Origin of the sequence: Brevibacillus soli, from assembly GCF_044759095.2 — a bacterium.
GTDB lineage: Bacteria > Bacillota > Bacilli > Brevibacillales > Brevibacillaceae > JBIYSM02.
Genome location: NZ_JBIYSM020000019.1, coordinates 24,854 through 43,199, shown reverse-complemented (window position 1 = coordinate 43,199; position 18,346 = coordinate 24,854). Strand labels below are relative to the sequence as shown.

Sequence of the window (18,346 nt, the reverse complement as noted above, 5' to 3'; positions counted from 1 at the left end):
TCATGCAGCTTGAAAATGAATCGTTGAATGAGTCTACCGCTGCTGTTGCTGAAAATCAGACACGCAACCGCTGGGAGATGGCACGGGCAGGCATCTTCAATTTTTGGGTGTACGATGATGAAGAAATTTCACTGGAGGAAGGGCGTCTCATCCTGCGTGGGACAAACGGCGCGGGAAAATCAGTGACGATGCAAAGCTTCCTCCCGCTGGTGCTGGATGGCGACAAGCGGCCGCAGCGTTTGGACCCGTTTGGCTCACGGGACCGACGCGTTGAATATTATTTGCTGGGCGATGATGGCAAACATACCGACCGTATCGGGTATTTATGGATGGAGTTCCATCATCCGCAAAAAGGCATATACAAAACGATCGGCATCGGGTTGCGTGCGCGCAGGGCTGCTTCCCAGGTAAGCTTTTGGGGGTTTCTGCTGGACGACGGCCGCCGGGTGAACCAGGATTTCTGGTTGTATGACCGGGTTGCCTGGTTGGAGGGGAAAGGAAAATACCCCCTTGATCGACGTGAATTGGAAGCGAGGATCGGTGCCGGGGGACAGGTGGTACAGGAACAAAAAGCGTACCGCGATCTGGTGAACAAAGCGTTATTTGGCTTTTACGACAGCGAGGCCTTTGCCGATTTAATGAACTTGATCATCCAGCTACGCAGCCCGAAGTTGTCCAAAGATTTCAAACCATCGGCTATTTATCATATCTTGACGGAAGCGCTGCCGCCCCTCCAGGAAGATGACTTGCGCCCACTTTCCGAGGTTTTGGAAGATATGGACCAGATCGCGGATCGTTTGGATGAGCTAAAGCTGCACCAGAGCGAGCTGGAAAAGCTGGAGAAATCATATGACCGTTATAATCGATTTCTCCTCTATCAAGCATCAGAGGAGGTGCTTGATGCCAAAGCAAAAGCGGACGAAGCTGCGAAGCATGTTGAAGAAGTTCAAGCTCAGTGCAGTGAAATTGAACAAAAATTATCGGATTCCCATCAGCGGTTGCAGGGATACCGCGTCCGTTTGCAAGAAGTTAATGCAGATCTGGATGTATTGAATCGGCATGAAGCCATTGAAAAGCATAGAGAACTGCAAGCGATGGAGGGGAGTTTTGCCGAAACAGGGCAGTATTTGCACAAATCGCGTGCACGCATTAATGGACTAAGACAGCGTCAGGACCGGATGCAATCGGAAATCGTGCGGAATGAAGGTCTAATGACAGAGCAGTTGCGCGCCCAGGAAGAACAGCTGCTGGAACTGGAGAGTCTGGCAAGGGAGATGGAACTTGCCGAGCACGATGTCTACCATCGTTATTGGCACCAACATCCTCCTGAAGAAGACAGATTTGTTCTTGAGTGGAAAAAGGATGTGGCCCGCCACCGCGAAGCGATCGAGCATGCATGGAAGATTGCGCAGGCAGAGCGGGAAGCGTGGAACAGTCTGCAGGAATTGGAGAAGGAACTGGGAGCCATACGTCAGGAACGTGACGCAGCCGAACTGGCGAAGGTTGAGTCTGAAAAGCAGACAGAAGCGGCCCTGCAACAGCTAAAAGAGGAGATTGTTCAGTGGAAACAGCGAGTGAAAGGGCTTGCTGTTGAAGAAAAGACGTTCCAGCGGATTTTGCAGGCGGTTTCTGCTATTTCTGTGACAAACAGGAATTACGCCAGTGTGAAGCAACCTGTAATAGAAACCGCAGAAGAGATTCGGAGACAATGGAAGGAACAGGAGTGGCAACTCCGCCACGACATGCAGCGGATCGAAGAAGAGCGGGCCGATCACAAGCGGGAGCAGCAGGCTTGGCGGGAGAGCCGTGAACCGGAGCCGGAACGCAGCGACGCTAGAACAGCTTCGCGTGTTAGCCGGGGTGCAGGAGAAGGGGCACCGCTTTATGCGGTGTGCGATTTCCTGGGACACTGGACCGAGGAGGAGCGAGCCCGCATCGAAGGAGTACTGAGCGCTTGCGGTTTGCTTGACGCATGGGTAACCCCTGATGGACGTATTGGCAGACTCGAAGAAGGGGAAGAAGTATGGCTTACACCTGCGCCAGTGGAATGGGGGTATACCCTCGCCGATGTGCTGAAGCCTGTTCCATCGCCGGAAAGAGGTCTGGATGAAGCAATGATCGATGCTGTTTTGCGGACGTTTGCCTGGAGAGAGGTAGACGACACGCCGCAATTTGAAGAGTTGGACACAACGTCTATCTGGATTGGCTCCTCCTTCTTTCAATTTGGGCCGGTTCGCGGGTGTGTGACGGATACCCAGCCAGCCCGTTTTATCGGTAAGGAAGCCCGCCGTCGCTTCAAGCTGGCGGAAATTGAACGGTTGCAGCGCGAGATAGAGGCATGTGATCAACAACTGGAGGAGTTATCCAAGCAAGTAAGTGAAATCCAGGTGGCCATTACTCAGGTGGATGAGGATGTGCAGGCGTTTCCGGATGACAAGCTGGCTCAAGAGCGATTGGACGCGCTGGCCGAAGCCGTGCACCGACTCAATGCGGTGATGGCCCATGCGCAGCGGATGGCCGATCGGGTGCGGGAAAAGAACAATCATTGGCAGCAGCTGAAAATCGAGTTGGCAGTCAGCACCGAGCAATGGTCCCGCCTCAACAACCTCGGAGAGTTGCAAGTAGCGAGAGAAACGATCCAGCATTATTTGAACGGCCTATCCGATTTGCATGCGGAGTGGAGACAGTACAGGCAGTCGGCTCAAACCATTCGGAGGTTGCAAGAAGAGGCAGAGGAACTGCTGTCGGAAGTTGAAAATGAAACAGAACTGGCGTACGAGCTGGAGGAGAAATATCACTCTTTGAAAGTAAAGGTCGAGAGCCTGCGTCGCCACATGCAGGAGTTGGGCATCCACGATTTGTATGAACGCATCTCCCGGTTACATGCAGAGAAAAAAGGATTGGAAGGACAAATCGTTGACGAAGACCAAAGAATAAGAGAGGCGGAAAAAGATCGGGCGCGGTACATGGAGCGACTCGAGACAAGAAAACGTCAATTCGACGAACTGCAACAGGCAGTAGAACGCGCTATGCAAAGATGGAATGGAGAAATGTCATTGGGGCTTGTAGCGGACTGGACGGATGTATCCAGATCGGAATGGGACGATCTTGAGGTATTTCGCCTTTGCAAAGCCGTCTATCAGGAATTGCAGCCTTCCTCGGCGGGCAGAAACCGCGAAAGCGTGACTTCGTCGTTGCTCGATCAGTTTAATGCGGTCCGCCAATTATTAATGGATTATGCGCTGGAAGCCGTGGTTGATGACAAGACCGGGCGGGTAACAGTTGTATCAATGCGCGATCGGTTGCGACCGCAAACCCCGTCTGCCCTGCTGGAGGAGATTAACGCCCTGATTTTGGAGCAGTCCGGTTTGCTGGATGAAAAGGATCGACAGCTTTACGAAGAAATTATCTTGCGCAGCGTAGGCAAAACGATTCGCCAGCGCATTATGCGTGCCGAACAGTGGATCAAGGAAATGAACCGGCTGATGGCAGAGCGCAACACCTCAAGCGGATTGAAATTGCAGTTGCAATGGGTCCCCAAAGCCGCACAGTCGGAAAAAGAGATGAACGCCGAGCAATTGGTGGAGCTTTTGCGCCGGGATGCGCGGCTGCTGCGGGAAGACGAGGTTGAACGAATGATCGAGCATTTCCGCTCGCGGATCCAGTGGGCGAAACAGGGGGCACAGGAAGAGAGAGAGTCGCTTCGCAAACACATTTACGAGATCCTGGATTACCGGACGTGGTTCCAGTTTATGCTTCGGTACAAAAAGGGCGGGGAGGCAGGATACCGGGAGTTGACCGACTCGAGATTCAACGTGATGAGCGGTGGCGAAAAAGCGATGTCGATGTACATCCCGCTGTTTGCCGCTACGTATTCACGGTACGCAGACGCCAGTCCCGAAGCGCCCAAAATCATCTCTCTGGACGAGGCGTTTGCCGGTGTTGACGAAGAAAATATCCGCGACTTGTTCAAGCTCCTGACCGAAATGAATTTCGACTACATGATGACCTCGCAGGTGCTCTGGGGTTGTTATGATACGGTCCCGAGTCTGTCTGTGGTGGAAATCTATCGCCCCAATGATGCCGACTTTGTTACGTTGTTCCGCTATCGCTGGAATGGAAAGCGACTCGAATTGTTTCCCACTGATGAAGCGGCGGCTGCAAGTGAGGAGAATGGATATGGACGAACTACGGATGAATGAGATCAAGGCATTTTTTTCCGAGCCTGGGCTTGCGCGATTTTTAGATGCTGTTCGAGCCACTTATCGTGCGCGAGGCTTGTCCGGATTCATTCGAGTGAAACAGCTTACTTCCGAAGAATGCGATGTGTTAGGAGGACTACTGAGAGAACTACAGAAGCCTGGGGAAGATTTGAAATTCTCGATACGAAAACTGGAAAACATCTTGCACCAAAGCGGCTTCACGATTCAGGAATTGCTTGCTTGTTTGGATGGGCAGGAGGTATTGACGCGAGCCGAACGGGAACAACAAGCTGAGAGAAATTGGAATCACTTTATCGATGAGTCGTTGAAGGCAATGAGGTGTGGCCAATTGCCGGTACGGATCGTCGAATGGGTGGAACGATTGCGTATAGGAGCAGCACAAGGAAGCCGGATTTTGCGCAGACTACATGTGCAAAATCCGGAAGATGCCCGTCAACAATTTGTATACTGCCTGGATGCGCTTAGCCGTGTGTGGGAGAGGAAGCAGAAAAAGATTGTACAGGATGACGGTGAAGTTTCCGGCATTTTGATTCGCCTCCCCGTGCTGGCTGCGAAGGTTGCAAGAGACGCCCACGCGTTTGATTTCAAAAATCCTGCCGGACGATTGCTGTGGCACGGTCTTCGAGAGATTTTTTCAGAGGTATCGGATGACAAGCCAAACGATTCACTCGACTCAATGGATGCTGACGATGAATGGGAGTCGTCCGGCATAATTGACATGGGCGGGATTCATGTGGCTGATCCAGTCAGAAGCTTAGAAATTCGAAAAACGTATCGATTCGCTGGCATAGCTGACGATGATATCTCTTCCCAAGTCATTCTCTTTGCGCCGCAACTGACAGAAAAGAGTGAAGAGCTTGTTCTAACACTGAGACAGGTAGAGAGATTGACTGCCATTCCAAAATTCTCCGGCCTGTATGTAGTTGAAAATCCTTCGGTCTTTGCGACTTTGTTGGATGGAACGCTGCAATATGAGAAATATAGGAACCGTTCGTCCTATGATAGCGCTCCGATTTTAATCTGTTTAAACGGACAAGCGAGTGCGGCAACGATTCGATTGATAGACCGTTGTTTGGAGGCAAGTGACCAAAATGACGTGCGGCTTCACTATTCTGGAGATTTCGATGTAAAAGGATTGACTATTGCACAAGGACTTGCGCGGAGATATGGGAAGCACTTTGTGCCGTGGCGGATGAGCGTGGCGGATTACGAAAGATTCGCTCATTACGGTATGACTTTGGCGGATCAGGAGAAAGAGCAACTGCAAAAAATGACGGTTGATTGGGATAACAGCCTTTGTACCCGTATGAGTTTGCTTGCGTCAAAGGTTCATCAGGAAGTGTTTGTTGAAGAGCTATTGCATGATTGGGTGGAAGCTTACGGGTCGGAGGTGTAGGGATTGTTTCAGGGATCGCAAGAAGAGGATTTTGATAAGGTATGGAGTGAGATAAAAGAGATACTTACCATACAAACGGATCGTGAAAAAGCTGTGAAATTTGTAAAGTGGATGAAACTGAAAGCTATGTTAGCATTTGGTTCGGAACCATCCTTTCATTTTCCCATTTTCCGAAAGGGAATCTATTGGGCAGAATTGGGGGAAAATATAGGTAGCGAAGAAAATAAGCACCGGCCAGTTGTTCTTCTATGGAGCACAAAAGAAGCTCCAATCGCCGTAGTTGTGCCACTAACGACACAGCGCCTGAACGATGAATACTTTTTCCATATCGATCTGGAGCACTTTAATAACACAGCGCTAATCGAACAGATTCGAACGATAAGCTTAAGAAGAATCACGTATCCGTTACGAGTAAAGGGAAGGGTAGCTTCCGTAAGTCATCAAGACATAGTCAAAATTGATGAGGCAATTAGGAAATTGTTTACCACAAGACATAACGAAACTTGACAGAAGCTTTTTGTCATGCAATAATTCATAGTGAAAGCATTGATCCCGTGAGCAATCACGTAAACCTAATTGATCCCAAAAGAGCAACTATCATAGTTGCTCTTTTGTCATATTTTTTGGTTTACAGCATATAATATCATTACATTGATCCCATAGCATTGGCTATGTAGCGGATTGATATGGGGAAAGCCCCGGAAGACCTCCTTGCGTAAGAGGAGGTCTTCTTAACATGTCTCTGAGGATCGTGGATTAATCTGCCACGAACCGCCTCCACCATACATAAAATAAAAGCACCCTTGTGGAGAGCACTGCAAAACGCTTCCGTTATATGGAAAACGGAGGCGTTTTTTCATTTTATGTACGAGGCGTGGGGAGGTGAGGCCCCCCTGGGTTCGCACCGCGAGGGACCGAAGCGAAGCGGGGGGAGCCCGGATCGGAATCCGACAGAGGCGTGGCCGAGCAAAGAGAGGCTTGAAGAAGAAGTGATGACGATCGGCATGAGCGGACGATGGTCAAATCAAATAACCACTTGCTGAACACTGCGAACAAAGGGTTTATAATGGGTAATAGCAACTGGCTACATTATCGCGGCAGGCGTTACAAAGGTGGTCATTTTTATGAATTCCTCCAGGAAAAAGGGCAGAGTCAGTCTGTTAACGCAGTTGGTGCTGCTGATCTCTATTGTCGTACTGTTTAGCATGTTTATCGGAAATACGCTCTTTTCCCTCATTCTTGACGATATCATCGATCGCTATCTCGGGCAGCAAGCCATGACTGTCGCAAAATTGGCAGCCATGAACGAGCGGATTATCGACGCGTTCGATGATGAAAACCCTTCGCAAGTAATTCAACCCATTGCGGAGAAGATTCGCATAGAGACAGGGGCGAGTTACGTTGTAATCGGAAATAAGGAAGGAATTCGATATTCTCACTATAATCCTGAAAATATCGGCCAACCGATGGGAACGAGCAACGATCCCGTTTTCCTGGAAAATAAATCAGTGATCTATCGAGGAGCGGGTATATCGGGACCGGCTATTAAAGCGAAAACACCCATTATCGACAAAAACGGGGAAACGATCGGAGTGTCATCGGTCGGGTTTGTCATGGATGAAGTGGAGGAAAGAGTAGAGGAATATAAAGAGAAAATCATTCAGCTTTCCCTGCTCCTCTTGGTCATTGGTGTTGTCGGTGCCATCATCATAGCCCGTCGCGTAAAAAAGCTGATTTTCGGTCTGGAACCGGAAGAAATCTCCTTTCTGTTTACGGAAAAAGAAGCCATACTGGAATCGATTCGTGATGCGATTGTTGCCGTCGACATGCACGGTCGTGTCGTTTCCATGAATAAAAGGGCTCGTGAACTTTTGCAGCAAAATCATCTGACCATCGGTGGAAAGATTACAAATCCCCATTTGTTGGAGATCATTCACGGAGTAATTCAAACAAACCAGGGAGAAAACCACCATAAAATATTGCTGGGTCACGAAATTTTTGTGATCGATTATTCTCCGATCATTAAGGATAATGAAGTGGAGGGTGTTGTGTTTACGTTCCGCTCCGAATCGGAGATCGAGCAGTTAACAGATGAAATGACAAAAATCAGCACCTTTTCAGAAAACATGCGTGCGCAAAATCACGAATATTTGAATCGTTTAAACACCATTTATGGCTTGTTAAAGCTAAAAGAATACGACAAGGCACTTGCTTTAATCTCTGATGAAGTAAAAGAACGACAGGACATTATCGCTTTCCTCATGTCCTCTGTGAAGGATCCGTACATTGCCGCCTGTTTGCTCGGCAAACTGAATCGTTCCAAAGAGCTGAAAGTTTCGTTGGAGATTGATCATGAGAGCAACTTGACCGATATTCCACAATCCATCGATACCAAATTACTCGTGACGATCCTTGGCAACGTGATTGACAATGCCCTTGAGGCTGCCTTGGAGAACAAGGGTCTTGACGCTGCCGTAAAAGTTTCGTTTACCGATTTGGGTCGCGATATCATTTTTGATATCGAAGACAATGGACAGGGGATTCCCAAGGAACATGAAAGGAAAATATTTGAGAACGGATTCACAACGAAATCCGGTGAAAACCGCGGACTCGGACTGGCGATCGTAAAAAACTCCCTGGCGCTTTTAAATGGACAAATGTATCTGGCCAGGAGCACGCTAGGCGGATCGAGATTTACGATTGTTGTTCCGAAACAGTAAGACAGAGTCTGGAGGTGGACGTCTTGTCAGAAAACCCCATTCGAGTCATGATCGTGGAAGATGACGAAATTGCCGCAAAAATTTACGAGCAGTTCACGCAAAAAGTAGAGGGGTTCCAAGTGATTGCCAAAGCTTTTACAGGAAAACACGCCTTGGAACTGCTGCAAGTTTTCACACCGGATCTCCTCTTGTTGGATATTTTTTTGCCTGATATGAACGGGATTGATTTATTGCGTGAGGTCAGAAAGAATTATCGAGGCATTGATGTCATTCTGATCACGGCCGCCAATGATGTTGACACGGTTAGCGAGGCCATTCGCGGCGGAGCGATCAGCTATATCATAAAGCCGATTATCATCGACAAATTTTTAGCTACATTGGAACAATTCGCGTTGACGAGACGGCAGTTGAAGCACGCCAAATACATGGATCAAACCGAAGTGGACATGCTGTTTCCCACAGCGAATAAAGCGGCAGCAAAAAAGCCGGACGAAGCTGTTGTCCAGTACCCGAAAGGAATCGACAAACTTACATTAAAGCTGGTTCGGGACAAAATGCGGATGGTCGCTCACAGCATCAATGCAGATGATTTGGCAAGCCTGGCTGGAATGAGTCATTCAACAGTGAGAAGATACCTGGAATATTTGGTTTCGATCGATGAAGTTGAGGTCGAGACCGTATACGGTACAGTAGGGCGTCCAGAAAGAAAGTACAAGTGGTTGGGAAAAACGCAGGGGGCTGATTGAAAGAGCAGCCCCTTGGATCGAATCTATTATTTGCGTGGTTTTTCAAACAGGGCCATCCACTCATCCACTTGCAGGGAGACAATCTGACCGTCCTGGACAACCACCGAGAAGTACTCATGTATTTCCTTTTCAGCCGCTTCTATATACTGTGTGACTTGTTGAACCTGCTGCTCCGATTTTGCCGTACGTCTTACCCATACCGGATAGGGGAACGTTTTCTTGCGAATCAACGATTGCTGCTCGCGCAAAGCGGAATCATTGATCCAGTTCATCCATTCCGCGATGGAATAGCTCCTCACGTGACTTTCATCCCGCAATTTTTCCAGCGTATTGACAAACAGATCCAGCTGTTTATCTTCCGGTGCGATATTATCAATCAGTAAAAATTTCCCCCCCGGTTTTAACACTCGGCTCACTTCATTGACAAATGCTTGGGGATTTGGAAAATGGTGTGCCGCGATCCGGCATGTCACCGCATCAAACGTTTCGCTCAAAAATGGCAGCGCTTCCGCATCGGCAACGACATAAAAAACATTGTCGCAGGACTCTTTCAGATGCTTTTGGGCGGCCTCCAGCATGGGCTGTGTCAGGTCAGTCGCAAATACGTGCGCGACATGAGGGGAGATCGCTTTGGTAACATGACCTCCGCCTGTCGCAATGTCAAGACATAGCCAGTCCGCACCGGGACTTAGCCACTCTACCAGCTGATTGAGATCGTCAGCTTTTGCGTGCGTTTCACTTTTTACATATTTTTCGGCATTTTTGGCAAATTGGTTTTGTACGGCCTCTTTGATCTTATCATCTTTAAACATTGGTACCCTCCATTCTTACGCTTCTTCGTTCATAACCACATTTTTTCCTTTCATTTTCAATACGATGGGTACAGCAATCCACAAGGCTGCGATGAGCAAGAAAACAGCGGAGACCGGTTTTTGCAAGAAGATCATCAGATCCCCGTTTGATATCGTCAGCGCTCTTCGCAGGTTGTTTTCGATCATCGGTCCGAGCACCAATCCAAGCACAATAGGGGCGATCGGATAGTCGTGACGGGCAAGCACGTATCCGACGATGCCGCAAGCGATCAACAGCATCAGATCAAATGTGTTCAATTGGACCGCGTAAACACCGAATACCGATATGGCAACAATCATCGGAATCAAATATTTGGGCGGGGTTGCAATAATCTTTGCGAACACTTTTACCAGCGGCAGATTGAGGATGAGCAGCATGATATTGCCGATAAACATGCTTGCGATCAATCCCCAGGCAACCTGCGGATGTTCCTCGAACAGCAAGGGACCCGGCTGAATGTTGTACATGATCAGAGCCCCCATTAATATCGCTGTGGTCCCTGAACCCGGTATTCCCAAGGTTAGGAGCGGAATCATCGCCCCGCCGGAAGCGGCGTTGTTGGCGGATTCGGGTGCGGCGACACCCTCTATGGCCCCTTTGCCAAATGTTTCCGGACGCTTGCTGATTTTCTTCTCCACGATATAGGAGAAAAAGGAAGCCAATGTCGCCCCGGCACCAGGCAATACGCCAATGAAGAAACCTAAAAAAGACCCGCGGACAATAGGACCGGCGCTATCCTTTAATTCCTGCTTCGTGGGTGTAATTCTGGTAATGCGCGCGATGGTCCCCGCATTCTGTTCTTTCTCCAAAATGGTTTTAAATACCTCCCCGAGGGCAAACAAACCGACGGCGATCGTCAAAAACTCCAGTCCCTGATATAAAATCGGAAAATCGAACGTGAATCGTGTCACACCAGATACAACGTCCATGCCAATGGTTCCCAACAGCAATCCAAAAACAGTCATCATCAACGCTTTTGTCATTGATTTGCCCGCGAGGCCGCTGACCGCACACAGGCCAAGGATCATCAGCGAAAAATATTCCGCCGGACCGAATGTAATGGCGATCTGGGAAAGGGGTTGGGCTAAAAAGATGAGTGCGATCAAGGCAACGATACCGGCCACGAAGGAACCGATCGCCGAAATAGCCAACGCCGATCCCGCTCTTCCTTGTTTGGCCATTTGGTGACCGTCCAGCGTAGTCACAACGGAGGAAGACTCACCGGGTGTATTGAGCAGGATGGAAGTCGTGGACCCCCCATACATCGCCCCGTAATTCGGATTTTTCGGATAAACTCCATATTTATTATTTTTTTGATTTTTTTCACGAACTTTCGATTACGCTGACAAGCGCATCTCCGAATTCCTCCGTGGTAAGCGTTCCTCCCAAATCAGGGGTCTTCTTGTTTTGTTGAAGAGTCTTAGCCACCCCGGCTTGAATCATGGATGCTGCGATGAATGCACTTTGATCATGATTTCTGATGCCCAGCCATTCCAGCATCATGGCGGCAGACAATATTTCCGCAATCGGATTTGCCATATTTTTTCCCGCAATATCAGGCGCAGACCCATGTGTTGCCTGAGCAATCATGAAATGATCGCCAAGATTAAGCCCTGGAGCCAATCCCAACCCGCCGACCAAGCCGGCTGCCTGATCGGAGAGGATATCCCCAAACATATTGGTCGTCACCACGACATCAAAAACTTCCGGTCTTTGGACCAGGTGCAACGCAAAAGCATCCACGTGATAATCACGGACCGCTACGTCTTCATACGCTGCCCCTATTTTTTGGCAGCTGTCATAAAATAAGCCGCATCCCTTTCGGAGCACGTTCATTTTGTGCACCAGCGTCAATGATTTTCTGCGTGATCGTGCCAATTCAAACCCAACCTTCGCGATGCGTTCACTGCCCTTTCTGGTCACAACCCTGAAAGAAAGCACCGTATCCGGGTCGGGCATAAATTCTCCTGTGCCAAAGTGAAGATTACGGTCTGCATACATTCCTTCCGTGTTTTCCCGTACAATGACCAGATCCACATGTTCGTATCTGCTGGAAACACCGGGATAATTTTTGGCAGGACGAATATTGGCATACAGATCAAAATATTTTCGCAATGTACCGCTTGGGTTGACCATATTAGGATCAGATGTGTCGTAAATATGTGTGGTTACAGGACCCAGAATGCCCGCATCACATTTTGCCAGACCCTCTATCGTTTCATTCGGCAGAGTGGATCCATCTGTTTTGTATGATTTCAGACCAACGGGAAGATATCTGAACTCCATACGCAAATCCCGCACTTTTCTTTGGACAGCGTGTAAAACCTTAATCGTTTCTCCAACGATCTCCGGACCAATACCGTCGCCTTCCAAAACCGCTATTTGATAGTCTCCCATACGTGCATACCTCCGTTCTTATTCCATTCCATTATTCGACTTCTTTCGGCAGAGACTTCTGTGTGACATTTTTTACAAAGGAACGAATGAAAAAGGAGAAGATCGTTACGATAAACAACACACGAAACAGTTGAAAGGCGGTAACCAAAAGCGGATCAGCCCCTGTAGCCAGGGCGGTCAAACTCATTTCGGCAATGCCTCCCGGTGCCGTTGCCAATATACTTGTGATCAGATCGATACGGGTCGTGTTCGCCAGAAAAACAGCCAGCAGAATACTCGCCGCGCTTAAGAAGAGGGAATGGACCAACCCTGAAAGGAAAAGCCTTCGGTATCTGATTAAATCTTCCCGTCTGAAATCAAGTCCGATACTGACCCCGATGAATATTTGCGCCGTGTTGACAATGGCATCGGACAATACAGGCGTACCACCCAAAAATGTTGTGTTAAGCGATACGAGCGTGGTAAACAGCAAGGGTCCGAGTAAGAAAGGCGCGGGAACCTTGCAGCGGGCAGCAGCCAGCGCACCTGCCGCTCCGATTGCGAGAACGCATAGGGTTGGTATACCTCCGAGCACATGCCCCCCGGAATGGATCAGGGAAAAGCCGGGCTGATTCGGCAGAAGGGTGACGATAAAAGGCGTAAGCAGCACAATGATGACGACCCGAATGGAATGAAACAGCGAGATGATTGGCAGGTTGCCGCCCAAATTCTGCCCGACATTCACCATCTCTACCAGTCCCCCGGGAATGCTGCTAAAGATGGAAGTGGTCACATCCACTTTGTGCACCTTATGCATGATCCACGCATTCAGAATACCGAAGCAGATCGTGATGATGGTGGCAATCAGCATGAGACCTACATGATCCATCATCGTCTGCCAGATATCCTGTGTAATGCGAAGCCCCATGGTAATTCCGACAATGGTTATCCCCGCTTTGCGAAACCACGCAGGAACCCAAAGCGTGTTGCATCCCAGAAATATTGCCAGGACAGTCAAAACCAAAGGTCCAAGTAACCAGGGAAGAGGAGAATGAATCAGGGTAAAAAGGGCTCCCCCTGTCGCTGCGATGAGTAGTGTTCGAAGCAAGCGTTGCAGCATAGACCCTCCCGTTTGTATTGAGACTTGCGGTATCAAGTTCGATGTAGGCTAAGTGTAAAAGAGATCGCAGGAAATGAAAAATATAGATAAGTTATTGTTACCAATCAAAAATTCGAATAGCTAACAAGAGTGTGAATCCTGCAAGTCCAAATTTTCCAAAAAACGGACAAATGCGTTGACGATCTTTAATTCCAGGGATTCCTGATGATAAAACATCCACGACTTTCTCAAAAGGGGATTTCCCTCCTGATCGGTAAGATGGATGGTGAATAAATCGTCTCTTCCGGATAAGATGAAGCTCGGGAGAATGGCATATCCCAATCCGCTCAGAACCATTTCCCTGCAGGTATCCGCTTTATCAACCTCCATGCCAATAGATGGAGGCTGCGAGTAATTTTCCGCCCACCAATTATCAATCAATGCTTTTAACAAATGATCGGTTTCATATTCAATTCTCGGCAGGAGGGGCAGATCTTCGATGGCGATTTTGTTTTTCGAAGCGATGCAGATCGTTTCTTCAAACAAGAGCTGTTTCTGATCCCGCCATTGATAATTGCCGCGGACAAAACCAACATGAACATCCTGGTTATACACCATTTTGTAAACATCTGCGCTCCAGCCGGTGAAAACCTTAAACTCGACGTCAGGATATTCATCTTTAAACCGCTTTAATATTCCTGGAAGTTTATACCGGGCGAAATAATTGGAAACACCCAGACGCAGAGAGCCGGTAACATTACGATCCATATTCCATACATGTTCTTTTATTTTTCTCAGCCGTAACAGCATTTCATCGGCACATTTCACCAGGTACTCCCCTTGAGGAGTGAAATGAACGCCTCTTCTTCCACGATGTACAATCTGAACGCCAAATTCTTTTTCGATTTGCCGTATGCGCTTGGTTAAAGCCGGCTGAGATATATACAAGCTCTGTGCGGCTTTTGTAATGTTTTTGTGTTGGTACAATTCCTGTAAGATAAACCAATCTCGATTTTCCATCCCATATCCCCCAATAAGAAAAACAGCGGAGATTCCTCCCTGATCCGGGAGCCGCCACTGTTTTCTCTTACTTCTACCTGCTCTGATTTGCAGTATATACCATATTCGAAGAAGATCATTCATTTTTCTAAATTTTTTTCTTAGCATCTGTAGTCACTTCGGAGTATGAATGTGTCGCCGTTTTGGAAGAGGGTTCTAATCCCCCCCGCCTACGTCTGGACATAGCTAACTTAATAATTATGACCATAATATTTATTTTTAATAATCAAAATTTTATTCACGATTTATTTTCGCTTGCTACAATGACGCAAAGGTGGTTTTCGCAACTGTAAAAATCTTTATAAAAGGGGGATAACAACCATGAACAAAAAACGAATGATGTTCCTTAGTTCTGCCATGTTCATTTCGACAATTCTAACCGGTTGCGCTCAAGAAGCTGCACAACCTGTAGCTAGTGGTCAACAGCAAACATCAAATGCCAACGGATCGAAAATTCTGCGCACAAATTCCACAGCTGAACCACCAAGTCTTGATCCAGCACTCATTACCGACACGACGGGCGGTACAATCGCAAGAGCATTGTTTGATGGTCTTACTCGCACGGGACTTGATGAAAAGCCGCATGAGGCCGTAGCTGAAAAAATCGATGTGTCACAAGACGGATTAACGTATACGTTTCATCTGCGTGATTCAAAATGGAGCAACGGTGATCCAGTAACGGCTCATGATTTTGAATTTGCTTGGAAGCGGGCACTCGATCCGAAGACAGCATCCGATTATGCTTACCAGCTTTTCTATATCAAAAACGCCGAAAAAGCAAACAGTGGACAAATCGGTTTTGATCAGCTGGGTGTGAAAGCTGTCGACGATAAAACACTTGTCGTTACGCTAGAAAATCCAACGCCATATTTCCTTGAGTTGACTGGCTTTTACACGTATTATCCCGTAAACAAGAAATGGGTTCAATCAAAAGCAGAGTGGGCAAATGAAGCAGCATCTTTTGTTGGGAATGGCCCTTTTGTATTGGAAACCTGGGAGCATAAATCGAAAATTGTTATGAAAAAGAATGAAAATTACTGGGATAAAGATGCAGTGAAACTGGACGGTATTGAAGTATCGATGATCGAAGATGAAAATACCGAACTTTCCATGTTTGAAAATGGAGAGCTTGATCTTGTAGGGGAACCTATGGGAGGCGTTCCGCTTGACGCTGTGAAACCTCTTCAAGAGGCGGGCAAGCTCCAGGTAAAACCTACGGCTGCCACATACTATTATCTCTTCAATACAGAAAAGCCGCCGTTTAACAATGTAAAAATCCGCAAAGCATTTTCGTACGCGATTCATCGCAAAATGATTACCGAAAATGTATCGCAGGCAGGAGAAATGCCGGCAATGGGCTTTGTTCCTCCAACCATGGCGGTGCATGAAGGCGAATATTTTAAGGATAATGATACAGAGTTGGCAAAACAACTGCTTGCGGAAGGGATGAAGGAGCTTGGCATCACAAAGCTTCCAGAACTTACTCTGATCTATAACACGAGCGAAGGTCATAAGAAGATCGCAGAAGCCGTTCAAGACATGTGGAAACAAACGTTAGGCGTTGAGGTGAAAATCGTCAATCAGGAGTGGAAAGTATTCCTCGAAACCCGCGACCAAGGAAACTTCCAGCTTGCCCGTGCCGGTTGGTCAGGGGATTTTAATGATCCGATCAATTTCCTTGAACTGTTTAAAGACAAGAATGGCGGAAATAACAACACCTTCTGGGAAAATAAACAGTTTGTTGATTTGCTCAATCAATCGGGAAAAGAAATGGATCCAGCAAAGCGTAAGCAACTCCTTGCGCAAGCGGAACAAATTTTTATGGATGAAATGCCGGTTGCGCCCATTTACTATTACACAGACATGTGGGTTCAATCGCCCAAAGTGAAAGATGTTTTGCATGATAGCCTGAGCTTCCAAGATTTTAAATGGGCGGATATAACTGAATAACCAAGGGAAAACATCAAACGGGAAATCGTAACGAATGATTTTCTGTTTGATGTTTTTTTGCTAAAGCTAAATTTCATTGACATTGAAGTTACCCCCATCTATCATCTGAAAGTAGAAAAATACATGTCAATAATTAGGAAAATAAGGGGGATCATGTCGAACGAATTGCCGAAACAGAAGCCGCCGTTTGCGCCATTTATCATGACATTTCCGAAAATTGGAGTGGGGAAGAAAATGAGAAAAGATTGGAGCACTCCCGTTGGTATTATCATCGGGATGATATTGATTTTGGTTTCCATTTATTTTGCCGGAGGTACATCGGGCGTTCTCGGCTTTTTTAGTCTGCCTTCCTTCGCCATCGTCGTTGGAGGCATATTTGCGACGATTTTCGTCGACTTCGGATGGAAGGAAATGAAAAATTGCCTGTCCGTCATTCGTCAAACGTATTACAGAAAAGAAGTGGATCTGCAGGAATTAATTGAGTTTTTTGTGCTGCTGCTAAGGCAGTCGAAAGAGAAAGGCGTCATTTTGGGGCTGGAGGAAGGAAAAAACCGGATTCAGGACGCTTTTATCCGCAAAGGAATTGATTTGGTCATGGATGGAGTGCCGTCCAGAAGAATAAAGGAAATCCTCGAAATTGAAATTCAAGCTTTGAAAAGCCGGCACTTCAGAGGTTACACGCTGATCAGTAAAGCCGGTGAAGTCGCGCCCGCTTGGGGGATGGTCGGAACGATCATCGGTTTGGTGCTGATGCTCCAACAGTTGAACGACCCGGAAAAATTGGGGCCCGGCATTGCCCTGGCTCTGATCACCACGTTTTATGGCGTGATTTTGGCCAATCTGATTTTGATTCCGATCGCCAACAAGCTGCTGAGACTTTCCGAAGATGAGATATTGATGAAGACTATCGTGACCGAAGCCGTTATCAGCATCCGAAAAAATGAAAGTGTATTGGTTTTGCGGCAAAAATTGGAGGCCTTCATTACGCAGGAGACAATAAACCAACTGAAGGAATTGGAAACGAGGTATGACGACCGTGCAAAACATGAAGCGAAGCAGGGGATTTCTGGATAGGCCACAGTCCGGCTGGCTGGTCACATACGCTGACTTGATGACTTTGATCCTGGTGTTGTTTGTGCTCCTCTTTTCTTTTTCCCAAGTCGACCGCATCAAAATGAAGTCTGTGGTTGATTCGTTCAACAATCGCAGTTTGCTCGGCAACCAAGGAGAGAATACGGTTCAAATCGACAAGAAGACGGAAGAGCAGTTGCTTGAAGTCATGAAAAACGAAGAGGAAATCCAGAAGATCATGGAAACGGTCTCTCACTTTTCCAAAGACAACAAGATTGACTTATCGGTGCAGCGAACCAAACTAGGCATCGAGATCGCCATGCCGGAAGTGATGTCTTTTGATTCCGGCAAAGCGGATCTTCTGGATATGACCAAATCCTTGCTGGATCATATCGCTCCGCTGCTGCAGCAGATCCCGAACGAAATCAGGCTGGAGGGGCACACCGATAACGTTCCGATTGCGAGTGCCAAATTTCCGACAAACTGGGAATTGTCAGCAGCTAGAGCCAGCGCGATTGCCCGCTATTTGATCGACCGGCACCACTTGGATCCGGGACGGTTTGTCGTTACCGGTTACGGCGAGTACCGTCCGTCGCACCCGAACAACACGGAAGAAGGGCGCCGCAAAAATCGCAGGGTGGTTCTCATTATCGCCAACTCCAATACGCCGTCTTCAGCCGCCGCCAAATAAATCACCCCACTAGTAAGAAAACCTAGCGGAAAGATCACTGCTAGGTTTTCTGCTGTGCTTTACGTTACGTTTGCGAAAACATAAAAGATCGAAAAAGAAGCCGCATAAAAAAAGGAGATGATGGGATCAAGGAGAAAACTACAACTTGGAATGTTCTGTTACA

At 47.6% G+C, this 18,346-nt stretch carries 12 protein-coding genes and 1 pseudogene; 8 read left to right on the top strand and 5 right to left on the bottom strand.

The genetic code is table 11. The annotated features are described in order from the left end of the window. Positions 1-2: 2 nt before the first annotated feature. The 5 genes from ACE99V_RS09810 (at position 3) to ACE99V_RS09790 (ending at position 9,085) form a co-directional block, all read left to right on the top strand. Positions 3-4,202: a TIGR02680 family protein gene (locus ACE99V_RS09810; RefSeq protein ID WP_400490899.1), complete on the top strand. Its 4,200-nt coding sequence runs from the start codon at positions 3-5 to the stop codon at positions 4,200-4,202. Continuing rightward, positions 4,180-5,619 (top strand): TIGR02679 domain-containing protein, encoded by a 1,440-nt coding sequence (locus ACE99V_RS09805; RefSeq protein WP_400490898.1) that lies wholly within the window; start codon positions 4,180-4,182, stop codon positions 5,617-5,619. The genes ACE99V_RS09810 and ACE99V_RS09805 overlap by 23 nt, the downstream gene beginning before the upstream one ends. A gap of 3 nt (positions 5,620-5,622) precedes the next feature. Next, positions 5,623-6,126, top strand: a complete 504-nt coding sequence (locus ACE99V_RS09800) for a type II toxin-antitoxin system PemK/MazF family toxin (protein WP_400490897.1) — start codon at positions 5,623-5,625, stop codon at positions 6,124-6,126. Between the two features lie 617 nt (positions 6,127-6,743). After that, positions 6,744-8,339, top strand: coding sequence for an ATP-binding protein (locus tag ACE99V_RS09795; protein ID WP_400490896.1), 1,596 nt, complete (start codon positions 6,744-6,746; stop codon positions 8,337-8,339). A 23-nt stretch (positions 8,340-8,362) separates the two neighbouring features. Next, on the top strand, positions 8,363-9,085 hold the full coding sequence (locus tag ACE99V_RS09790; RefSeq protein ID WP_400490895.1) for a response regulator: 723 nt from the start codon (positions 8,363-8,365) through the stop codon (positions 9,083-9,085). Positions 9,086-9,111: 26 nt separating this feature from the next. On the opposite strand, the gene ACE99V_RS09785 is transcribed toward ACE99V_RS09790, so the two are convergent. The 5 genes and pseudogenes from ACE99V_RS09785 to ACE99V_RS09765 all read right to left on the bottom strand — a co-directional run bounded on the left by ACE99V_RS09785 (position 9,112) and on the right by ACE99V_RS09765 (position 14,432). Then, positions 9,112-9,897, bottom strand: a complete 786-nt coding sequence (locus tag ACE99V_RS09785) for a class I SAM-dependent methyltransferase (RefSeq protein ID WP_400490894.1) — start codon at positions 9,895-9,897, stop codon at positions 9,112-9,114. Between the two features lie 15 nt (positions 9,898-9,912). After that, positions 9,913-11,211, bottom strand: a pseudogene (locus ACE99V_RS09780) (tripartite tricarboxylate transporter permease); the annotation flags it as partial. A gap of 49 nt (positions 11,212-11,260) precedes the next feature. Next, a complete protein-coding gene (locus tag ACE99V_RS09775; protein ID WP_400490893.1) occupies positions 11,261-12,334 on the bottom strand; it encodes an isocitrate/isopropylmalate dehydrogenase family protein in 1,074 nt (357 codons plus the stop codon). 31 nt (positions 12,335-12,365) lie between these two features. After that, the gene (locus ACE99V_RS09770) at positions 12,366-13,433 is read right to left on the bottom strand and encodes an AbrB family transcriptional regulator (protein ID WP_400490892.1); all 1,068 of its coding nucleotides are present in this window, start codon (positions 13,431-13,433) and stop codon (positions 12,366-12,368) included. 120 nt (positions 13,434-13,553) lie between these two features. Further along, positions 13,554-14,432, bottom strand: coding sequence for a LysR family transcriptional regulator (locus ACE99V_RS09765; protein ID WP_400490891.1), 879 nt, complete (start codon positions 14,430-14,432; stop codon positions 13,554-13,556). 360 nt (positions 14,433-14,792) lie between these two features. Here ACE99V_RS09765 and ACE99V_RS09760 point away from each other — a divergent pair, with 360 nt between their 5' ends. The 3 genes from ACE99V_RS09760 (at position 14,793) to ACE99V_RS09750 (ending at position 18,183) form a co-directional block, all read left to right on the top strand. After that, a complete protein-coding gene (locus ACE99V_RS09760; protein ID WP_400490890.1) occupies positions 14,793-16,421 on the top strand; it encodes a peptide ABC transporter substrate-binding protein in 1,629 nt (542 codons plus the stop codon). A gap of 153 nt (positions 16,422-16,574) precedes the next feature. Beyond that, positions 16,575-17,495: a MotA/TolQ/ExbB proton channel family protein gene (locus ACE99V_RS09755; protein ID WP_400490889.1), complete on the top strand. Its 921-nt coding sequence runs from the start codon at positions 16,575-16,577 to the stop codon at positions 17,493-17,495. Then, positions 17,449-18,183: an OmpA family protein gene (locus ACE99V_RS09750; protein WP_400490888.1), complete on the top strand. Its 735-nt coding sequence runs from the start codon at positions 17,449-17,451 to the stop codon at positions 18,181-18,183. Before ACE99V_RS09755 ends, ACE99V_RS09750 begins: the two co-directional genes overlap by 47 nt. Positions 18,184-18,346 lie beyond the last annotated feature (163 nt).